Origin of the sequence: Marinobacter lipolyticus SM19, assembly GCF_000397065.2 — a bacterium.
Classification (GTDB): domain Bacteria; phylum Pseudomonadota; class Gammaproteobacteria; order Pseudomonadales; family Oleiphilaceae; genus Marinobacter; species Marinobacter lipolyticus.
The window spans coordinates 579,177-598,755 of the sequence record NZ_KE007325.1; the positions used below are offsets into that span (position 1 = coordinate 579,177).

At 54.9% G+C, this 19,579-nt stretch carries 17 protein-coding genes; 16 read left to right on the forward strand and 1 reads right to left on the reverse strand.

The genetic code is table 11. From position 1 onward, the window contains the following. Nucleotides 1–21: 21 nt before the first annotated feature. The 8 genes from MARLIPOL_RS12030 (at nucleotide 22) to bluB (ending at nucleotide 11,117) form a co-directional block, all read left to right on the forward strand. Nucleotides 22–4,236 carry a cobaltochelatase subunit CobN gene (locus MARLIPOL_RS12030; protein WP_012138409.1) on the forward strand — a complete coding sequence of 1,405 codons (4,215 nt, stop codon included), beginning with the start codon at nucleotides 22–24 and terminating at the stop codon, nucleotides 4,234–4,236. Next, complete coding sequence (locus MARLIPOL_RS12035) at nucleotides 4,230–5,126, forward strand: cobalamin-binding protein (RefSeq protein WP_012138410.1); 897 nt, start codon at nucleotides 4,230–4,232, stop codon at nucleotides 5,124–5,126. The genes MARLIPOL_RS12030 and MARLIPOL_RS12035 overlap by 7 nt, the downstream gene beginning before the upstream one ends. 72 nt (nucleotides 5,127–5,198) lie before the next feature. After that, nucleotides 5,199–6,113: a FecCD family ABC transporter permease gene (locus MARLIPOL_RS12040; protein WP_323807375.1), complete on the forward strand. Its 915-nt coding sequence runs from the start codon at nucleotides 5,199–5,201 to the stop codon at nucleotides 6,111–6,113. Beyond that, nucleotides 6,113–6,883, forward strand: a complete 771-nt coding sequence (locus MARLIPOL_RS12045; protein ID WP_012138412.1) for an ABC transporter ATP-binding protein — start codon at nucleotides 6,113–6,115, stop codon at nucleotides 6,881–6,883. Before MARLIPOL_RS12040 ends, MARLIPOL_RS12045 begins: the two co-directional genes overlap by 1 nt. 20 nt (nucleotides 6,884–6,903) lie before the next feature. Continuing rightward, a complete protein-coding gene (locus MARLIPOL_RS12050) occupies nucleotides 6,904–8,235 on the forward strand; it encodes a cobyrinate a,c-diamide synthase (protein WP_012138413.1) in 1,332 nt (443 codons plus the stop codon). Further along, nucleotides 8,228–8,839, forward strand: coding sequence for a cob(I)yrinic acid a,c-diamide adenosyltransferase (gene cobO / locus MARLIPOL_RS12055; RefSeq protein ID WP_012138414.1), 612 nt, complete (start codon nucleotides 8,228–8,230; stop codon nucleotides 8,837–8,839). The genes MARLIPOL_RS12050 and cobO overlap by 8 nt, the downstream gene beginning before the upstream one ends. A gap of 13 nt (nucleotides 8,840–8,852) precedes the next feature. After that, a complete protein-coding gene (locus MARLIPOL_RS12060) occupies nucleotides 8,853–10,367 on the forward strand; it encodes a cobyric acid synthase (protein WP_012138415.1) in 1,515 nt (504 codons plus the stop codon). A 39-nt stretch (nucleotides 10,368–10,406) separates the two neighbouring features. Beyond that, a complete protein-coding gene (gene bluB, locus MARLIPOL_RS12065) occupies nucleotides 10,407–11,117 on the forward strand; it encodes a 5,6-dimethylbenzimidazole synthase (RefSeq protein ID WP_012138416.1) in 711 nt (236 codons plus the stop codon). A gap of 6 nt (nucleotides 11,118–11,123) precedes the next feature. On the opposite strand, the gene MARLIPOL_RS12070 is transcribed toward bluB, so the two are convergent. After that, nucleotides 11,124–12,107 (reverse strand): integron integrase, encoded by a 984-nt coding sequence (locus MARLIPOL_RS12070; protein ID WP_012138417.1) that lies wholly within the window; start codon nucleotides 12,105–12,107, stop codon nucleotides 11,124–11,126. Between the two features lie 340 nt (nucleotides 12,108–12,447). Between MARLIPOL_RS12070 and MARLIPOL_RS18420 the strand changes: the two genes are divergently transcribed. From MARLIPOL_RS18420 to MARLIPOL_RS12105, 8 genes are all read left to right on the forward strand, one after another. Next, complete coding sequence (locus MARLIPOL_RS18420) at nucleotides 12,448–12,648, forward strand: hypothetical protein (RefSeq protein ID WP_222102464.1); 201 nt, start codon at nucleotides 12,448–12,450, stop codon at nucleotides 12,646–12,648. Continuing rightward, a complete protein-coding gene (locus MARLIPOL_RS12075) occupies nucleotides 12,617–13,693 on the forward strand; it encodes an LPO_1073/Vpar_1526 family protein (protein ID WP_012138418.1) in 1,077 nt (358 codons plus the stop codon). The genes MARLIPOL_RS18420 and MARLIPOL_RS12075 overlap by 32 nt, the downstream gene beginning before the upstream one ends. A gap of 110 nt (nucleotides 13,694–13,803) precedes the next feature. Continuing rightward, complete coding sequence (locus tag MARLIPOL_RS12080) at nucleotides 13,804–14,247, forward strand: sulfurtransferase TusA family protein (RefSeq protein ID WP_012138419.1); 444 nt, start codon at nucleotides 13,804–13,806, stop codon at nucleotides 14,245–14,247. A 213-nt stretch (nucleotides 14,248–14,460) separates the two neighbouring features. After that, on the forward strand, nucleotides 14,461–14,781 hold the full coding sequence (locus MARLIPOL_RS12085; protein ID WP_012138420.1) for an antibiotic biosynthesis monooxygenase family protein: 321 nt from the start codon (nucleotides 14,461–14,463) through the stop codon (nucleotides 14,779–14,781). Nucleotides 14,782–15,328: 547 nt separating this feature from the next. Beyond that, nucleotides 15,329–17,794, forward strand: coding sequence for an SIR2 family protein (locus tag MARLIPOL_RS12095; RefSeq protein ID WP_036191553.1), 2,466 nt, complete (start codon nucleotides 15,329–15,331; stop codon nucleotides 17,792–17,794). 142 nt (nucleotides 17,795–17,936) lie between these two features. Beyond that, the gene (locus tag MARLIPOL_RS18820; protein ID WP_012138424.1) at nucleotides 17,937–18,158 is read left to right on the forward strand and encodes a GDCCVxC domain-containing (seleno)protein; all 222 of its coding nucleotides are present in this window, start codon (nucleotides 17,937–17,939) and stop codon (nucleotides 18,156–18,158) included. An 88-nt stretch (nucleotides 18,159–18,246) separates the two neighbouring features. After that, nucleotides 18,247–18,930, forward strand: a complete 684-nt coding sequence (locus MARLIPOL_RS12100) for a hypothetical protein (protein WP_012138425.1) — start codon at nucleotides 18,247–18,249, stop codon at nucleotides 18,928–18,930. A gap of 131 nt (nucleotides 18,931–19,061) precedes the next feature. Further along, nucleotides 19,062–19,466 (forward strand): hypothetical protein, encoded by a 405-nt coding sequence (locus tag MARLIPOL_RS12105; protein WP_012138426.1) that lies wholly within the window; start codon nucleotides 19,062–19,064, stop codon nucleotides 19,464–19,466. Nucleotides 19,467–19,579: the final 113 nt, after the last annotated feature.

The window sequence follows — 19,579 nt, forward strand, 5'->3', positions numbered from 1 at the left end:
AGGCCACGGAGAGGCACTGGCATGAACCACACACGTCCAGACAGAAGCATCAGGCGCCCGGTAGTGGCTTTTCTCCTGGCCCTGGCAATGCTGCTCTCTTACCCGGTTTTCAGTGCCACGATCGTCGGCGTGGTGTCGGAACGATCAGCAGCGGAAATGGCCGCAGGAGCGGAACGGTTCCTGGCTGCCAATCCGGAGCACAGGGTAGTCCTGAGGACTCCGGCACAGGTCGCCTCGCTGGATAATCTGGCACTGGATGAACTGGTTGGCCGCGCTGATGCCTTGCTACTGGCGGCGGTCTTCGGCGATCAGGTGGGGCGGCTCGAACAGGCAGTGCGGGATCAGGCGGCAGACCGTTCGTTTCCGATACTGGCGGTCAACGGCGACCGTGCGCTTACCCGGTTGTCACGGCTGGAAGGCCTGGGCTTACTGGACGGGCTGGAGGCTTCTGGCCTCAACGATCTGATGAAAGCCCCGGACCCCGGAACAGACCTGAAGGCCCACCAGGCAACCTTGCGCCAACAGTTCCCACAACAGGTTCCCTGGCTGGAAGGGCGGGCCCTGTATCAGGGACGAACCCCACAACACCTGGATGGCCTGCTGCGCTGGCTGCTGGTGCAGGCGGGCCATGACCTGACCGTGCCCGAATTGCCACCCCGGGCCCTGATTCGCTACTACCGTAACGGGGAGGCGGTCGAGGATGCCGGGGACCTGGCGCTGCAACCCGGCCCCGTGGTTACCCTGCTGGATCTGGACAGCGGCGACCGCCCGGGCGACCGTGCCCTGCTGGATGCCACCTGTGCTGCCCTGGAAGCCCGGGATATCCAGTGCTTTGCCATCCTGTCCCGCTGGGGTGGCGCCAGCCTGGAAGCGGTTCGCACCCTGGATAGTGCCGTTGGCCCGGCCACCCTGGCCGGCATCATCAGCCTGCAGGACTTCACCATTGGCGGCGGTGAGGGGCGGCGCCAGGTGACCGAGGCGCTGACCCAACTGGATGTTCCGGTGATCAAGGGGCTGCGACTGGCCTCCCGCACTGTTAACCAGTGGCAACTGTCGGTGGACGGTATTCCGGCGGACAAGGTGCACTACAAGCTGGCGATGCCGGAACTCCAAGGGATCACTCAGCCCATGGTGCTGGCCACGGCCGAACCGGAAGTGATCGACGAACTTACCGGCGTGGCCCTGACCCTGACACAACCAGTGGCGGACCGGGTGGCGGCCGTGGCTGACCGCCTGAAACGCTGGCAGGTTCTGCAAGCCAAGGACAACGCCGACAAGCGCGTGGCGATCATCTACTACAACCACCCGCCGGGGCGCCAGAACATTGGTGCGGACAACCTGGATGTGCCCGCCTCCCTCTACGAAATGCTGACCTGGCTCAAGGCAGAGGGCTACGCCACCGGCCCGCTGCCGGACAGCCCGGAAGCCCTCACGGACCTGATCCAGCAGCGCGGCGTGAGCCTGCCGGATGATCCCCGGGCGCTGCGGGAAATGGCGGGCCAGGTGGCGTCCATGGACAGCGACACCTACCGGCGCTATCTGGAAACGTTGCCGGCAGTGGTCCGCCAGGAAATGGCCCACGGCCCCCTGGGCTATCTGCATGAGCGGCTGAAACAGGCCCACGGCCTGGGTGAGAAGGAACTGGCAACCGGGCTGTTGAACCGGGGCATCCGCGATCTGCGTCATCTGATCGAACATGTCCAGCACCCCAACCGCAAGAACGCCCTGGCCCGTTTGGATGAATACGAAGCCCTCTGGCAGCGCCGCTTGAACGAAGGTGGTCACAAGGGTGAACTGGCAGCCGCCCGAAATGCCCTGGCAGACACCGGTATCCCCGGCCTCAGGGGCTGGGGCGAGGCGCCCGGGAAATCCATGGTGGTGGACGACCGGCTGATCTTCCCCGGCCTGCGATTCGGCAACATCTTTATCGGCCCGCAACCCCCTCGCGGGTGGGAAGTGGACGAGGAACTGCTGCACGCCAACACCACCTTCCCACCCACCCATCAGTACGTGGGCTTCTACCACTGGCTGCGGGATCACTATCAGGCGGACGCCCTGGTGTACGTTGGGCGCCACTCCACCCGGGAATTCCTGCCCCGCCGCCGCGCCGGGCTGACCGGGGATGATTACCCGGACCTGCTGGGTGGCGACCTGCCGCTGATCTATCCCTACATCGTTGACGGCGTGGGCGAGGGCATTCAGGCCAAGCGCCGGGCCCTGGGGGTAATGATCAGCCACCTGACCCCGCCGCTGGCGGCCACGGAACTCTATGACGACCTGCTGGAATTGCGTCAGTTGGTGGAAACCTGGGAGTCCGCCAACGAGCCCGACAGCCCCACCCGGGAGCGGGCGCTGGATATGCTGCGGGAGAAAATCCGGATACTGGACATCGGCGAAGACCTGGAGCGGGAAATCGCCAGTGAAATGGGGCTGGCGGTCGAGGATGTCTCGGTGGATGAGCTGTCCCCCGAACTCTTGGTCCACGAAGCGGGCCACTACGTCACCGATATGCAGGAGCACTTCATGCCCCTGGGCCTGCACGTGTTTGGCCGTGACTGGAGTGCGGATATGATCGATACCATGCTGGAGTCCATGGCGGGTGGGGCTGGCACGCCCAAGGCGGAATGGCGAAAGAATCTGGTGGCTTCACCGGCTGCGGAACGCCGAAGTTTTCTTGCCGCGCTGGATGGCCGCTTTGTGCCACCGGGCCAGGGCAACGACCCGCTGCGAACGCCGGAGGTGTTGCCCACGGGCCGCAACTTCCACGCCCTGTCCGATGACCTGATCCCAACCCGCGTGGCCTGGTCCCTGGCCACCGAGCTGGCGGAAGAAGCCATGGCCGACAAGAGCAAACAGCCGGGCGAGAGTGACGCCCTGGTGCTCTGGGCCTCCGATACCGTGCGGGACGAGGGGGTAATGATTGCTTTCGGCATGAAACTGCTGGGCATCCGGCCGGTGTGGAACAGCCGGGGAATCGTGAAAGGGCTGGAGCGATTGCCTGCCGGGCCAGAGACCGACACGTCGGTTCGGCGCAATGTGGTCTTCACCACCTCCGGACTGTTCAGGGATCTCTACGAAAGCCAGCTGGAATGGCTGGACCTGGCCTCACGCTTCGCCCTGGCTGGCGCGGCGAACACCATCGAAGCGGAACACCCCGAGATGGCCGAAGCGCTGGAACAGGCGTTATCAGTGTTGCCTGCGGACATGAGTGAACGGGGCGATGAATCCCTGTCGACCAACGGAGTGGCGGCCCGCTGGGTCGCGGACACTCGGGTGCTGATGGCCGCGGGGGCCTCCGCGCGGGATGCCGGTTCCCGGGCCGCCCATCGGGTCTTCGGTACCGCACCGGGAGCCTACGGCGCCGGCGTCAATCGCCTGGCCACCCGCACAGGTGCCTGGCAGGACCGGTCGCAACTGGGCGATGCCTACCGCCGCCGCATGGGACACGTCTATGGCAAGGGCAGCCAGGGCGAGCCCGCTCACCAGGCCTTGGATCGCCAGTTACATACGGTGAATCATACCTACCTGGGCCGGGCCAGCCATCTTTACGGTCTGCTGGATAACGACGACGGATTCGACTTCCAGGGCGGTCTGTCCAACGCGGTGGAACACCTGCGTGGCGAGCCCCCGCAGAACCGGGTATTGCAGTACGCGGATCCGAAGAACCCGCGGGTCGACTCGCTTCAGCGAGCGCTACAGGTGGAACTGCGTGCCCGCAACCTCAACCCGCAATGGCTGGCGCCGCTGATGGAGCATGGTTATGCCGGCGCCCGCACCATGGGCAGCGATTTTCTCGACAACCTCTGGGGCTGGCAGATCACCAGTCCACAGGTACTGCGCTCCAGCATGTGGGACGAGATCAACGAAGTATACTTCCAGGATCGCCATGGCCTGGGGCTGGATGAGTTCCTCGCGGAGGGGCACAATGTCCACGTCAAGACCCATATGCAGGCCATTGCGTTGCTGGCGGCCAAGCGGGGATTCTGGGAAGCGGATGTATTCACCCGTCGTGCCCTGGCCCGTGACTTCGCTGGTAACATCATCGACCATGGCCTGCCTGGCAGTGGTCATACCCGTCCGGATCATCCGCTGATGGACTGGGTGGCGGACCAGCTTGAGCCGCAACAGCGGGAAGCCTTTGAATCGGCTCGCAAGGGAGGCTCGGCCGCCTACCCCCTGGGGTCTGCTGCCAACGATGATTGCCAGAACCTTTTTAGCCGGACAGCCTCATGCTGAATGTTTCCAGACGATTGATCGTTATCGGCGCAGCCGTGCTTGCCATGTGGCAGGCGCCTGTTCTTGCCGCCGAGGTGTGTGCTGTTGATGACACCGGCAAGGAGGTCTGCCTTGAGCAGCCGGCCAAGCGTATAGCGGCGTTATCTCCCGGTGCCACCGAGCTGGTCTGGGCGGCGGGAGCCGGAGAAAACGTGGTCGCGGTGGTGTCCTTCAGTGACTACCCGGAAGCCGCAACAAAGGTGCCCTCCGTGGGCAGCCATACCCGTATGGATCTGGAGCGGCTGATGGAACTGCAGCCGGACCTGGTGATCGGCTGGGTTACCGGCAATCCGCCGGAACAGCTTGAAGCATTGGCAGACCTGGGGTTACCGGTGTTCTCCATCGAACCCCGTACGTTTGAGGCGGTGTCCCACACCATTGAACGGCTGGCCACCCTGGCTGGTACCGAAGAAGAAGGCTTTGCCGAGGCCGAACGTTTCCGCCAGGGCATCGCCAGACTGGAAATCAAATACCGCGATGCGGATCCTGTGCCGGTGTTCTATCAGGTGTGGGACGAACCACTCATGACCGTGAACGATGAACACCTGATCGGCAAGGTCATTACCCTGTGTGGCGGCGTTAATGTCTTCGGCGACCTGGACCGACTGGTGCCACGCATCAGCCCCGAAGCCGTGATCGGTGCCAACCCGGAAGCCATCCTCGCTGGCGGCATGGGCGAAGAGAATCGGCACTGGCTGACCCGCTGGGAGGCGTTTCCCGGCATCGAAGCCACCGCCAAAGACAATCTTTATTTCATTCCGCCGTCCCTGGTGCAGCGCCCGACGCCCCGCATGCTGGAAGGCTCACAACTCTTCTGCCGGAAACTGGATAATGCCCGTGCCAAACGCTGACCGGAGACTGCACCCGTGAGCCGGCCACTGCTCAAGCCTCTGCTGATTTTGGCGCTGGTCAGTCTGGCGGCGATGGTGCTGTCTGTGGGCACGGGTAGTGTCAGCGTGGCGCCGGGGCAGGTGCTGGCGGTGCTTCTGGGGGAGGGCAGTAACCTGCAACAAACCCTGGTGCTGGAGTTGCGATTGCCGCGAACCTTATCGGCATTTGCCACCGGCGGGCTGCTGGCGGTGGCCGGAGCCCTGATGCAGGTGTTATTGCGCAATCCGCTGGCAGACCCCTATGTACTGGGTCTTTCAGGTGGCGCTGCCGTGGGTGCGCTGCTGGCCATGCTGGCCGGGCTGGGCGGTTTGATCATCTCCGGTTCGGCCTTTGCGGGTGCCCTGCTGGCCACCCTGATGGTGTTCGGCCTGGCCCACGGTACCGGTAGCTGGACACCGTCCCGTTTGCTATTAACTGGTGTGGTGGTGGCCGCCGGCTGGGGCGCGGTGATTACCTTGATGCTGGCCATCAGCCCCGCCCAGCGCCTGCCCGGCATGCTGTACTGGCTGATGGGGGACGTGTCCTACGCCCGTTCGCCCTGGCCGGCTCTGGGCTTCCTGTTATTGGTATGCCTTCTGGTTGTGCCGCTGGGCCGCAGCCTGAACGTGCTGGCACGGGGACCCATGCAGGCAGCCGCTTTGGGGGTGGCTGTGCGACCGCTGGAGTGGACGATCTACATCCTTGCCAGCCTGCTCACCGCGACCGCGGTCACCATGGCTGGCAGTATCGGTTTTGTGGGGCTGGTGGTGCCGCACATGCTGCGCCTGGTGCTGGGTAACGACCAGCGCCTGATCCTGCCCGCCTGTGCCCTGGCCGGTGGCACCCTGCTGGTGCTGGCGGATACCCTGGCGCGGGTGGTGATTGCGCCGGAACAGCTGCCGGTGGGGGTGATTACCGCGCTGCTGGGCGTACCTACATTCCTTTACCTGCTGTATCGGAGCCGCTGATGAATCCGTTACGGGCAAAAGCACTGGTGATCGATATTCCCGGTCGCGGCGACGGCCAGCCCCTGGATTTCACAGTGGAGCCGGGGCAGATGTGGGGCGTGCTGGGTCCGAACGGCGCCGGCAAGACCACACTGCTGCATACCCTGGCTGGCTTGCGGGCGCCACGCCATGGGGCAGTTCATTTATGTGAGCACTCACTGACGGAACTCCGGCGCCGGCAGATTTCGCAGCAACTGGGGCTGGTGTTCCAGGAACGGCAGGACGGTTTTCCGGCGACGGTACTGGAAACCGCGCTGATTGGCCGCCACCCCTGGCTGTCGCCATGGCAGATGGAATCCGGGGACGATGAGCGCTTTGCACGGCGGGCTCTCGATCAACTGGATGTGGGCCATTTGAGTGACCGCCTGGTGAATACCCTCTCCGGTGGCGAGCGCCAGCGCGTGGCCATCGCCACGGTGCTGACCCAGGCGCCGGACACCTGGCTGCTGGATGAGCCCACCAACCATCTGGACATGCACCATCAGGTGTCGGTACTGCAGTTATTGACCGACCAGGCCCGCGCCGGTCGCTCAGTGTTCATGTGCCTGCACGACCTGAACCTGGCCGCCCGCTGGTGTGACCATCTGTTACTGCTGTATCCCAACGGTGACGCCTGCTGGGGGCCTGCGGAGCAGATGCTGGTGCCCCAAGCTCTGGAACGCCTGTATGACCAGAAACTGATCACCGTGGAAGCGGATGGGGCTCCGGTGTTTGTACCGGTTAAATCGTAAGCTTTGGATTTTCTGACGATATGAAAGCAACCGTAGCAGCCGCAATGATTACCGCTCCCGGTTCCGGCCAGGGTAAATCCATGGTGACCGCAGCCCTGGCCAGACTGCACCGTAATGCCGGGCGCAAGGTACGGGTGTTCAAACATGGGCCGGATTACCTGGACCCGATGGTACTGGAAGTCGCCTCTGGTCAGCCGGTGTATCAGCTGCACCCGTGGATGACCGGAGAAGACGAGTGTCGCTGGCACCTGACGGAAGCCGCGCAGGATGCCGACCTGATTCTGGTGGAAGGTTCCATGGGGCTATTTGATGGTGGTCCCTCAAGCGCGGATCTGGCCAAGTTGATGGGGATTCCCGCACTGCCGGTGATCGACGCCCGGGGCATGGCCCAGACGTTTGGGGCAGTGGCACTAGGGCTGGCGAGTTTTGATCCGGAATTGCCGGTGTATCAGGTGATCGCCAACCGCATCGGCAGCGCCCGCCACGGGGATATGTTGCGGGCAAGCCTGCCGGAAGGTATCGAGTTGCTGGGAGCCATTCCCCGCAACGAGGCCATGAACATTCCGGACCGGCACCTGGGGCTGGTTCAGGCTGGAGAGTTGGGAGATCTGGATCAGCGTCTGGATGCGGCCGCAGAGGTGTTGGCCGAGGCCGGTCTGGACGGCTTGCCGCAACAAGTGACCTTGACCGCCGAAACACCGGAACCCCCACCCCGGTTGCTGGAAGGCACTCGCATCGCCATCGCCCGGGATGCAGCGTTCAGCTTTATCTACCGTGCCAACCTCGATCTGTTGCGGGCCATGGGCGCGGAACTGTTGTTCTTTTCGCCGCTGGCGGATTCGACACTTCCAGACGCCGACGCGCTCTGGCTGCCGGGCGGCTACCCGGAGTTGCATGGTGCCGCGCTGGCCGCCAACAAGCCGATGCTTGAGGCGATTCGTCAGCATCATACCGCCGGCAAGCCGATTCTGGCCGAGTGCGGTGGCCTGATGGCCTGTTGCGAATCCCTGGTGGACAAGAACGGCGAAAGCCACCGCATGCTGGGCCTGATGCCCGGCCGTGTGCAAATGGCCGGCAAGTTGCAGGCACTGGGGCTGCAAAGCCTGGCAACGGAGCAGGGCGAACTGCGAGGTCACACCTATCATCATTCCCGCTTGGACACCGACTGGGCCCCATGGGCCCGGACCCGCAAACTGGCAGGTACTGAGGCCGAGCCGGTGTTTTGCCATAACGGTCTGGTGGCCAGCTATTTCCATGGCTATTTTCCGTCTGCACCGACACTGGTGGCGGCCATTTTTCGGGGTGAATCTCTGACCCCGGCATCGACAGCGAAGGAGCAATCTCATGCGTGAACGCGCCAAAGACCCCGAACGCCATGCCCGCCGCATGGAAGCCAAACAGAAAATCATGCAGGAACGCATTGCCAACGCCCAGAAAGAGCAGGGCGTGTTGCTGGTGCTCACCGGCCCCGGCAAAGGCAAGAGCAGCTCCGGTTTTGGCATGGTGGCCCGGGCCCTGGGCCATGGCATGAAAGTGGGCATCGTCCAGTTCATCAAGGGCGCGTTCAGTACCGGTGAGGAAGCCTTCTTCCGGGACCTGCCCAATGTCGATTACCACGTGATGGGGCAGGGCTACACCTGGGACACCAAGAACCGGGAACAGGATGTGGAAGCCGCCAACGCCGCCTGGGACGTCGCCGCCGCCATGTTGAAGGATGACGGCTACGATCTGATCCTGCTGGACGAACTCAACATCGCCCTGAAATACGACTACATCGACCTGGACCGGGTGCTGGATGATCTGCAGGCCCGGCCGGAGATGCAGCATGTGGTGGTCACCGGCCGCTCGGCACCAAAGGAACTGGTGGACCTGGCGGACACGGTGACGGAAATGGGTGTGGTGAAGCACGCCTTCAAGGACCAGGGCGTGAAAGCCCAGAAAGGCGTAGAGCTTTAACAGGCCGGACCCCATGACCACACTGATGATTCAGGGCACCACTTCAGACGCCGGCAAGACCACGGTGGTGGCCGCCCTGTGCCGGTGGCTGGCGCGCCAGGGCGTCTCCGTGGCGCCCTTCAAGCCACAGAACATGGCCCTGAACAGTGCGGTTACCGTGGATGGTGGTGAAATTGGCCGCTCCACCGCCCTGCAGGCCCTGGCTTGCGGCCTGGAACCCCACAGCGACATGAACCCGGTGCTGCTCAAACCCCAGAGTGACTGCGGTGCCCAGGTGATCCTGCGGGGCAAGGTCCATGGCAACATGGACGCACTGGATTATCACGCCTACAAGGCGGAAGCCATGGCCTCGGTCATGGACGCCTGGCGTGCCCTGAGCGCCCGTTATGATGTGATCATCGCCGAAGGCGCCGGCAGCCCTGCCGAGATCAACCTGCGAACCAATGACATCGCCAACATGGGCTTCGCCGAGGCGGCGGACTGCCCGGTGCTACTGGTGGGTGATATCGATAAGGGCGGTGTGTTCGCGCAACTGGTAGGCACCCTGGAACTTATCTCCGACAGCGAACGCGCACGCACCCAAGGCTTCATCATCAACCGTTTTCGCGGCGATATCGGCCTGCTGGAGCCGGGCCTGGATTGGCTGGCCGAACGTACCGGAAAGCCCGTGACGGGTGTTCTGCCTTACCTGCACGGGCTGGTGATCGACGCCGAAGACAGCGTGGGCACCAGCGGTGCCAGCGAGGCCGGCGCGCTGAATGTGATCGTCCCGGTGCTGCCCCGCATCAGCAACCACAACGACTTTGACCCCCTGCGCCTGCACCCCGGGGTTAATCTCCAGTTTATCGGCCCCGACCAGCCCATTCCCCCGGCGGACCTGATTCTGCTGCCCGGCAGCAAAAGTACCCGCCACGACCTGCAATGGCTGAAGGCGCAGGGCTGGCCCCAGGCGATCCGTAAGCACCTGAGATACGGCGGCAAAGTCTTCGCCATCTGCGGTGGTTTTCAGATGCTCGGTACCGAGGTACAAGACCCGGACGGACTGGAGGGCGAGGCCGGTAACACCGAAGGCCTGGGCCTGCTGAACATGACCACACGCATGGTGGCCGGTAAACAACTGAAGAACGTCACTGGCACACTCACGATCGGCCCGGATAAAACGGGCTTCACCGGCTATGAAATGCACAACGGCGTCACCACCGGTCCAGCTCTGGCATCGCCCATGGCTGTACTGGACGGCAACCCGGACGGTGCAATCAGTGAGGATGGTCTGGTCGCGGGAACCTACGTTCACGGCATCTTCGATCAACCGGAAGCCTGCACCGCGATTCTGCACTGGGCAGGCCTGGGTACCGACACGGAGCTGGCCGGCGAGGCGGTGAATTACCAGCACCACCGCCAACAACAGCTGGACCGAATGGCAGATCTGGTGGAAGACCATCTCGACACAGACTGGCTACGCAACCTGCTCGGCTTGGGAAAACAAACCACCAACGCAGACGACCGAACCAAACGTAGGTCGGGTTAGCGCAGCGTAACCCGACACCCAACCAGGACCCCACAATCAATGACCGACCACAACCGCCCCTTCACCGACGAAGAGCGCCAGGGCCTCTACCGCGCCATCCACGAACGCCGTGACGTCCGCTCCCAGTTCCTGCCCGACCCGATCCCGGCGGACGTCCTGGCCCGCCTGCTCACCGCCGCGCACCATGCCCCCTCTGTGGGCTTTATGCAGCCCTGGGACTTTATCGTCATCGACAGCACCGAGGTGCGCCAGTCCGTCCTCGACATCTTTGAGGAAGAAAACCGCAAGGCCGCCGACAACTACAGCGGCGAGCGCAATACCCGCTACAAGAGCCTGAAACTCCAGGGCATCCTTGAAAGCCCCATCAACCTCTGCATCACCTGCGACCGCAGCCGCGGTGGCACCCACGTACTGGGCCGCAACTCCATCGTCGAAACCGACCTGTTCAGCACCTGCCTGGCGGTACAGAATCTGTGGCTGGCTGCCCGCGCCGAAGGAATTGGCGTGGGTTGGGTCAGCATCCTGGATCAGCAGAAGCTAGCGAAAACCCTCAACCTGCCAGAACAGGTCTACCCCCTAGCCTACCTGTGCCTGGGCTATGTCAGTGAATTCCTCGAGCAGCCGGAGCTGCAGGCCAAAGGCTGGAGGTCACGGCTGCCAATCGAGGAGCTGGTGCATGGAAATGGTTGGGGGCAGCCCCAGGAAAACCTCGAGCTGAAGGCAGCACTAAAAGAACAGGAGCGGAATTAAGGACAATCAGGCATCCAGTGGGCTACTGATACCCCGTTCGTGGGTACCGACCACATGGGTGTATATCTGAGTGGTAGTGAGGTCATTGTGGCCCAACAATTCCTGAATGCTGCGAATGTCCGTGCCTCGCTTTAACAGATTGGTCGCGAAGCTGTGGCGGAAAGTGTGGCAACTGGCTTTCTTTCGTATGCCAGTTGCCCTGATCGCGTCATTCACTGACCGACGAATCTGCTGTTCACCTACATGATGCCGCCGTCGAACTCCTGAGCGGGGATCAATCGACAGGCGCAGTGCCGGGAAAACGTATTGCCACGCCGGGCTGCGCGCTGCCTTGGGGTACTTTTTGGCCAGCGCGCCAGGCATGTAGACCTCACCAAAACCATCTTCCAGATCCTGACGATGGAGAGAGAGGGCGAATTCCACTTGATTCTTCAGGCTCTCACAAATCGAGGCTGGCAGGATGGTGCGCCGCCATTTGTCACCCTTGGTTTCCCGTATAAACAGACACGGTTCGGAGAAATCCACATCTTGCACCCGCAAGCGCGCTGCCTCCATAACCCGCAAACCGGAGCCGTACATCAGGCTGGCTACCAGCCGGTTAGTGCCCTGCATATTCGACAACACGGACATCGCTTCATCATGACTAAAAACCGTCGGTAACTTGCGTCCACGATTGGTGTTGGTGAACTGTAGGTTGCCCAGCTCTCGGCCGAGAAACTGGTGATACATGAAAACCACTGCATTCAGCGCTGTTTTCTGCGTGTTCACCGCCACATTGCGGTTATTCGCCAGATGGCTCAGCCAGGCATTGACCTCTTCTGCTCCCATGGATTCCGGGTGGCGCTTGTCGTGAAACCGGATAAATTCACGCACCCAGTTGCAGTAGGTTTTCTCGGTGCGATAGGCCAGGTGCCGGGCGCGAATAAATGCGCGGAATCGATCCATAAACCGGGTTGGGATAGCCGGCAGTGGGACTGGAATGTCATCCATCAGTACAAATCCTTTTGATGCTGTATGTTTGTACAGCTTATGCGTAGTATCGAGGGGTTACAACTGGAAAAATGATCATTTCGACTATGAACTGGGTGAGTTTTTAAAAACCTGTAAAATTCCTTTATAAATCAGAATCCTGTAATGGTGGTTGAAAAAGTGGATAGTCGTCTTTGTGATCATTTTTGTTTGGGGCGGCGGTCAGGAAAATAGTCAGAACTTATTGACCTGACGGGATTTTCTGCCTAGTTTTGGAGGATTGTTGAATTGAGATATGAGTCGCTGGAAAAGTGATCATGAAGACTCATACACAAATGTTAGAATTCAATCGGAGTAAATTTTGGACACTATTATCGAATGGTTTAGTAATAATCACACTTGGGTGTTCAGTGGGATAGGGATATTTATCATTGGTGGGGTAATCGCTATTTTCAAAAGAAAGGGGGCTAACGGAATTAGTCAGAAACAGCGTTCAGGAAATAACTCCACGAATATTCAGGCAGGTGGGAATGTTGAATTTACTCAGAAAAATGACAAATAAATCTAGCCAAAAGCAAGACGCGGGTGACAATTCCACAAACCTGCAAGGCCAACAAGTAATAGTTAATCAAGGCATTTCCTATACAGACGCCAAGGAAATTGCTAATGATGTTTTTAAAGCCAATTTTATTGAGCTAAAGCAAGAAGCGGCTATTATAGCCCAAGAAAGAGCTGAAGAGGTGACCGAGAAGGTTATTTCAGAGCTTAATGAAAGACACCCGGAGTCCTTAAGTGAGTTCGAACAACCGGCCATGCAAGATGCATTGTTTAATGTGCAAAAACAATATGCAATCAGTGGTGATCAAGACTTGGGCGACCTCCTGGTAGATATCTTGGTGGATAGGGCTTCTGAACCCAAGAGGAACATGGTTCAAATCGTTCTTGATGAATCTCTTAGTATTGCACCAAAATTGACAACGGAACAATTCGATACTTTAACACTCAATTTTTTGTTGGTAAGCACCCGAAGAATGGATGTTAAAAACTATGACGAGCTCATTGCTCATTTCAAGAAAAGAATTGTCCCATTTGTAGAGAATTTATCCGATTCTCACTCAGACTATACTCACCTAGAGTATTTGGGGTGTGGTCATGTAAGAGCTGGAAATTACGGGCAGTTGGAGCAACTGCTGAGAGATACGTATAAAGCTTTTTTCTCAAGTGGATTTACCCATGAAGAGCTAATTGCTGAAATAGGTGAAGGTCATAACCTAGCAGGGCTAATAATTCCATGCTTTCATGATTCTAGTAAACTGCAGATTGGCGTCTTAGATGAAAGCGTTCTTGAGCACATTTCACGCGAAAATGGGCTTGACCAAGGACTAGTCACTAAGCTCAAGCAGTATTTTACTAAAACAACAAAAAATCAAAATGACATAAAAACCATGTTAATAGATGCCATTCCAGAGATGGAGAAAATCTTTGATACATGGAATAAGTCTTCTTTTAATCAATTTGAATTAACTAGCGTAGGTATAGCAATAGCACACGCAAATTATAGAAGAAGAACAGATGAAACTATGGATCTTTCAATTTGGATCAAATAATTCTAACAAGTAGCTGCACCGGAAAAAATACTCGCTGAGCTCGAATTTTTCCGGTGAGCTAGGCGTTATCACAATATTGGTAACGGGTATTTATTTGGATTAAGTTTTCAATGAAAAAATGGGTTTTTATCGCGTATTTAATAATGATGGCCGGGGGGTTCGCATGGATATTTTATGCAGATAGTAACTCAAACTATACTGAAAAATTTGATTTAATGGTCGAGTCCAAAGTGAGGGCACCGCAAGGCGCAAAATGGGTGGTGAACAACGGAAATAGATATCAATTGGTGAACTTGGGAAACACTCGATTTATTTTTGTAGGGCTGAAGTACGGAGATGTTTTAGAGGTAAGGGTGAATGATAAAAAAAATATAATCGCTTCGTTGCGATTCGAGGGAAATCAAATATATACAGTGGAAGAATATGAGAAAAACCTAGAGGGTTTAGTAGATGCAATGTATAGAACGATGCGGAATATTTCGATAGTTTTTCTCGTTATAATGCTTTTCCTTGTGAGAAATCCGCATATAAACAATAACTTGTTTTCAGATTAATTAAAATTCATGTCAGTTTATAACCGTAAGAGATAACAATCTCTCGCAAGTGGTAAAATAATCGAGCTAAGTGGGGTAACGTCTATTGCAACACTACCTGCAACTAGCAGATAACAAGTGCAGGCAGGGCGACGGTTTAGTCGTTGCTCCTTCGTCACAACAACTAAACCGCGCCTGCTGCCGGCGTTACACAGCAAGGGAGAGTGCGCAGTAATGATCGCCAGGGAATGGAAATGCCGGGTGCCTGAATTCCACAGTGAAGGGTTCACGGGCTACCTTTATGAAACCGGCATCAAAGATTCTTCCGCAACGCCCGGGTTTCAAGGCGCACAGATTTTCCGTCGTTCTCTCGCGGGCAAAGTCGAACTCACCCTAATCACATATTGGGACAAGCTGGCATCAATCCACGCCTTCGCTGGCGACGATATTTCGCAGGCCCGTTTGTACCCAGAAGACGAGGTTTATGAGCTTGAGCCTGAGCTGACGGTGCAGCACTATGAGGTAATCGAGCATCAACTTTCACCGGAGCTTTAGGGGTAAACGGGTGTTCTTGCTTTGTAACAAGGCAATCAAATTCGTTCCGGCCTTTGGCCTCCACCGGACGCCCTAGTCGGGCGCCGTTTATTGCAGCGTTAAAGGTAAAATCAGATGTACGAGTGCCCGCACTGTGAGAAACAGACCATTAGGGCGAGCAGGAAGCTCATGGCAGGTAAGGCAACACCTGCAATTTGTCCGCAGTGCGGCGGAAAGTCCTATCCTGACATTAAATCGGCCCTGACCGGGCTCGTGGTTCTTAACCTCGTAGGTCTCGGGATAGCGGTTCCAGCTGTGTTACTTGATACTCTCTGGTTGTTGAGTGGTGTTTTCGTATTGGCGGTTGTTTCAGCCAAGATTTTTGTCCTCAATAAACCGATGACCAAGGTGGGATAGTTATGCATGGATTGGGCATCGAGACCTTTAACAAGGCGGTCAACCGGACGCCGAAAGCGTGGCCGCTTTTGGTTCCCTCCGCTGCGCTCCGGCGCCGGTTACCTAAGCGTTATATTATCGATATTTAATTAGAATGAAGATGGGTACTTTCATGGAAATAGAAATAGATAAAACAAAGCTTAAAAAATCAAACGTAGATATCGAAGAATTTCTCGCACGGCTATCCACCGGAAAGGGGATTTTGTTTACAGGTGCTGGATTTTCTATAGCGACGAAAGATGTTTCAGGTGAAGAGCCTTCTGTAGCCAAGGAGTTGGCAAAAGAAATTTGTCGGCTTGGTGAGTTTGATGAGGATGAAGATCTACGTTTTGCAACGGATTATTATATTTCAAAATTTAATAAAGCGAAACTAGTATCACTCCTTAAACAAAAATATACGCTTCAGGGCACCTCAGAAATTCAGAATAAAATTTGCTCTCTTAATTGGAGGAGATTTTACACTACTAACTATGACAAGGCAGTTGAAATAGCTTCTGCGAATTCAGGAAAAGTTGTCGAATGTATAGATTCAAGCTTTCCTGCAACTACTTATTATAAGCGTAATGGATTATGTATTCATCTCAATGGTTCCATTGATAGCTTGTCTGAAGAGTCCTTAGAGAGTAGTTTTAAGCTGTCAACATCATCATACATTTCACCCGACTCTTTTTTGAACTCTGACTGGCATTATTATTTCAAGAAAGACTTAGAAAGAGCCAGTGCCATCGTATTTGTTGGGTATTCAATGTATGACGTGGAGATTCAAAAAATATTATTTGAAAATCAATCTTTAAAAGAAAAAACATATTTTATTACCAGAGAAAACCCTAGTCCAAAATCAGAGTTCACGCTTTCAAGATTTGGCCATGTTCTACCTATAGGTGTGGAAGGGTTCGCCAGCCTAATTAAAGATAACGAATCTGAATTAATAGGTTCGGATGCATGTGAAATCCTTCAGTCACTCGAACTATATGAAGTGTCCCAAGAAAGTGCTGAAATTAGGGATGCTGATGTTGAAACAATGATCATGTATGGTGATATATCTGATAGTCTGGTGGATGACGGGGTTGTTAGCGAGCAAAGAATACCTTACCTAATACTTAGATCTCAACTAGATGAGGCTAAGAAGTTTATAGACAATAATAAAAATATTGTTTTCTACGGCGACATGGGTAATGGTAAAAGCATGTTGCTACGAGAATTGCAAACGCATCTGTCTCTAAATTCCATAGATTGTTACAATATAATTGATTGGGAAGGAGATTATGTCGGCGATATTGATTTACTCTCAAAAGGTGGGAAAAAATCTGTAATATTTATAGATGGATATGAAAGATATCTCGATTTGGTTAAGCACTATTGCGGATCGATGCCCTCTAATATCATGTTGGTTGCTACGGCAAGAACTGCTGAGCATGAAAGGCTTCGTCAATATCTAAAAAATATAGAATTTGAATACAACGAATTATGTATAGATCTTTTATCAATAGAAGAGTCAAGTGCACTAGTAGATATTGTTGACAATCTTGGCATGTGGGGCGAAAAGGCAGGGATGTCTAATGGTAGAAAGATTGATTTTATTCAAGACAAAAACTCCGCGCAAATATCTTTAACACTGCTTTCTATATTTAACTCTCCTCAAATAAGAGATCGCGTAGCATTAGTTTTGGAAAGTTTGATAGCAGATTCTAGAGTCAAAGATACTATCTTTGCCATAGCACTTATTGAAGTTTTGGATATGCCATGTAATTTCAGTCTTATTTCTGATATAGCAGGCGATGATATAATTTATAGTGCAGGTTTGCAGCAAAATGAAGCCTTCAGGAGCTTGTTCAAGTCGAGCGGTCTAGAAATAAAAGCAAAGTCGAGCATTTTCTGCCTTTCTCTAATTAAAAATCACTTCACTCCCACTTATGTTATAAGTCAATTACAAAAAATCGCCAAAAAATTGGATGGCTACAGCAGAAACGACTACGAACAGATGACGATATTTAAGTCAACCTTAAGATTCTCTTTTGTTGAAAGAATTATTCCAGGGGAAAGTAAGAAAAACAGCCTCAGGCGTTACTATGAAGACTTGAAAATATCGGTTCCATGGTTAAAAAATGACCCTCATTTCTGGCTGCAGTACGGAATGGCTAATATCACTTTTAAAGAGTATGGCAAGGCGCAGCAATTTTTTGATCAGTCATATTCGTTGGCCCGAAAAAAAGATGGCTACCATACAAGCAACATAGACACTCAGCAAGCGAGACTTTACTTGTTAATAGCGATGAAGGAATCAGATGGGTCTAAAATGTATGAAGGCTTCTCAAAGTGTCACAAAATATTGAATAGCCTCGATAATGATGTTTACAAATTTAGGCAGGTTGAAAAATATAGGGACTTCTACGAATCTTGCTTTTCAAAACTATCTAAAAAGAATAGGGTCGGATTCCAGCATGCGTGTAAAGCAATGAATGACTCTATAGACAGTTCAGTTTCGAATGGTGAAATAAACGTATCGGAGCAAAGAACCATAATAAAAGCTAAAAATAATTTAGAGCATGTACTATCCTCGATCGAAAAAATAATATAACAAGGTGGTCAACGGGACGCCAACTACGCTGCGCTCCGTTGGCGCCCATTACCACTGGCGTTATAGGCCTGGTCAGTTTCTGTGATGAGCATAGTCCAGTGTGGATTGGGCTGAAATTCATACTTTTCGGGAGGGCATAGCTATGGTCGATATAGTCTTGGAATCAACGATCAAATGTCCAAGCTGTGGTCATCAGAAAACGGAAACCATGCCTACCGACTCATGCCAGTATTTCTACGAGTGTGAGTCTTGCCATGTTTTACTAAAGCCCAAGCATGGGGACTGCTGTGTCTTTTGTTCATACGCAACAGTGCCGTGTCCGCCAATTCAACAAGGGTCAGGGTGTTGTGCTCCTGGCCCATAACAAGTCGCATCAGTTCGCGGCCTATGGCCGCCGGACGCCACTGTCGTGGCGCCGCTGTGCTCAGCGTTAAATCGGAAGGAGTGTTCACATGACATTCACGGCACAGAATTTCATTCCCTTTGTATATATCGTGGACTCTCCTTCAAGCCAGGATATCTTTAATGGATATAGTATCGGTATGGCGCTTCGCGATACATTGCATGCTATACGGGTTCCTACGTTTTATACGTTTGCTTCGAACAGAGATATGTTCGAGCAGGCGTTTCAAGCGAAACTACAGGGGGCTATAAATCAGTTTCAGAACGTCCCTTCAGCCAATGCCTACCCATTCATCCATCTGTGCATGCATGGACACAATGGGGGGATAGGGCTCACAAGCAATGAGTTCATTAACTGGCTAGACTTGAGGCGAATTCTTTGGTCGCACAACACCATCAAGGGATATGACCCGTTGGTTTGTATGGCTTCTTGCAATGGGATTGGTGGGACAAGCATGGCGCATGCTCATGACAGCGCGTTTAATTTTCTTATTGGGAATACTGGTGCGGTCTTGCAGTCTGATGTAACAGTGGCCTACCTAGCTTTCTATAACCATATATTCTTCAAAAATGCCACCATCGACCAGGCGGTAACGGCTATGAGGGCAGCTTCAGGTGACAACAATTTCTACTATACTAGCGGCAACGATATTCGTAACAAATGCCTACAAGCCATCGTGCCTCCCCCACCACCTCCTTCAAGCACGGGTGGCGGATGGCAATCCTCCATCTAGGTGAGAGGACTCTCGCTTGGCTGATAAAGATTTAACAATCGGCTGCACGGCGACCGATTTTCCGCCGCTTCGCGGCTCCAAACCGGCGCGTGAGCCGGGCGTTAGGCAAGAACTCAATCTTAGGAATCTGAATGGAAAATCGTGTTCCACTGCCCACGGATAATATCTACAAGTTTTATGCCTTGTTTGGCCTTCTGCTTATTATTTTCTCAATCGGTGCAATGCTTTACGTGAATCAGTCAACCAACGACTTGGCTTTCGAGGTGGCCGTCGAATATGAAACGTTGAAAGCTGACCCGATGCGTTCTGTGGCAGATGAGGCTCGATTCACTGTTCTAGAAAAGAAGCTCGAAATTGCGGGGCTGAACAAGAAGACTTTCATGTTTTGCCTCGGGGTGATCATCACAGTCGGGGGCTTCATGGTCTGGTACGGGTTTAGGAAATGGCACACCGAAGTCCAGCCCGTGCAGGATGAAATAGCAAGGCTGAATCTCTTGAAGCTAAGACGGGAAGTCGGGGAACACGGCGATGCCTAACCATTGCAGGCACGGCGACGTCTTTTCCATTGCGGCTTCGCCTCCATTCCAAAGCCGCGCATGCTGCAGGCGTTATACCAAAGGGAGAAGTGATGCTTCACGGAAGTTGTCTG

Excerpts from the sequence above, each read along its gene's own strand:
- MARLIPOL_RS12030 (WP_012138409.1), top strand. The coding sequence starts at position 22 with ATGAACCACACACGTCCAGACAGAAGCATCAGGCGCCCGGTAGTGGCT.
- MARLIPOL_RS12035 (WP_012138410.1), top strand. The coding sequence starts at position 4,230 with ATGCTGAATGTTTCCAGACGATTGATCGTTATCGGCGCAGCCGTGCTT.
- MARLIPOL_RS12040 (WP_323807375.1), top strand. The coding sequence starts at position 5,199 with ATGGTGCTGTCTGTGGGCACGGGTAGTGTCAGCGTGGCGCCGGGGCAG.
- MARLIPOL_RS12045 (WP_012138412.1), top strand. The coding sequence starts at position 6,113 with ATGAATCCGTTACGGGCAAAAGCACTGGTGATCGATATTCCCGGTCGC.
- MARLIPOL_RS12050 (WP_012138413.1), top strand. The coding sequence starts at position 6,904 with ATGAAAGCAACCGTAGCAGCCGCAATGATTACCGCTCCCGGTTCCGGC.
- cobO (WP_012138414.1), top strand. The coding sequence starts at position 8,228 with ATGCGTGAACGCGCCAAAGACCCCGAACGCCATGCCCGCCGCATGGAA.
- MARLIPOL_RS12060 (WP_012138415.1), top strand. The coding sequence starts at position 8,853 with ATGACCACACTGATGATTCAGGGCACCACTTCAGACGCCGGCAAGACC.
- bluB (WP_012138416.1), top strand. The coding sequence starts at position 10,407 with ATGACCGACCACAACCGCCCCTTCACCGACGAAGAGCGCCAGGGCCTC.
- MARLIPOL_RS12070 (WP_012138417.1), bottom strand. The coding sequence starts at position 12,107 with ATGGATGACATTCCAGTCCCACTGCCGGCTATCCCAACCCGGTTTATG.
- MARLIPOL_RS12075 (WP_012138418.1), top strand. The coding sequence starts at position 12,617 with ATGTTGAATTTACTCAGAAAAATGACAAATAAATCTAGCCAAAAGCAA.
- MARLIPOL_RS12080 (WP_012138419.1), top strand. The coding sequence starts at position 13,804 with ATGAAAAAATGGGTTTTTATCGCGTATTTAATAATGATGGCCGGGGGG.
- MARLIPOL_RS12085 (WP_012138420.1), top strand. The coding sequence starts at position 14,461 with ATGATCGCCAGGGAATGGAAATGCCGGGTGCCTGAATTCCACAGTGAA.
- MARLIPOL_RS12095 (WP_036191553.1), top strand. The coding sequence starts at position 15,329 with ATGGAAATAGAAATAGATAAAACAAAGCTTAAAAAATCAAACGTAGAT.
- MARLIPOL_RS18820 (WP_012138424.1), top strand. The coding sequence starts at position 17,937 with ATGGTCGATATAGTCTTGGAATCAACGATCAAATGTCCAAGCTGTGGT.
- MARLIPOL_RS12100 (WP_012138425.1), top strand. The coding sequence starts at position 18,247 with ATGACATTCACGGCACAGAATTTCATTCCCTTTGTATATATCGTGGAC.
- MARLIPOL_RS12105 (WP_012138426.1), top strand. The coding sequence starts at position 19,062 with ATGGAAAATCGTGTTCCACTGCCCACGGATAATATCTACAAGTTTTAT.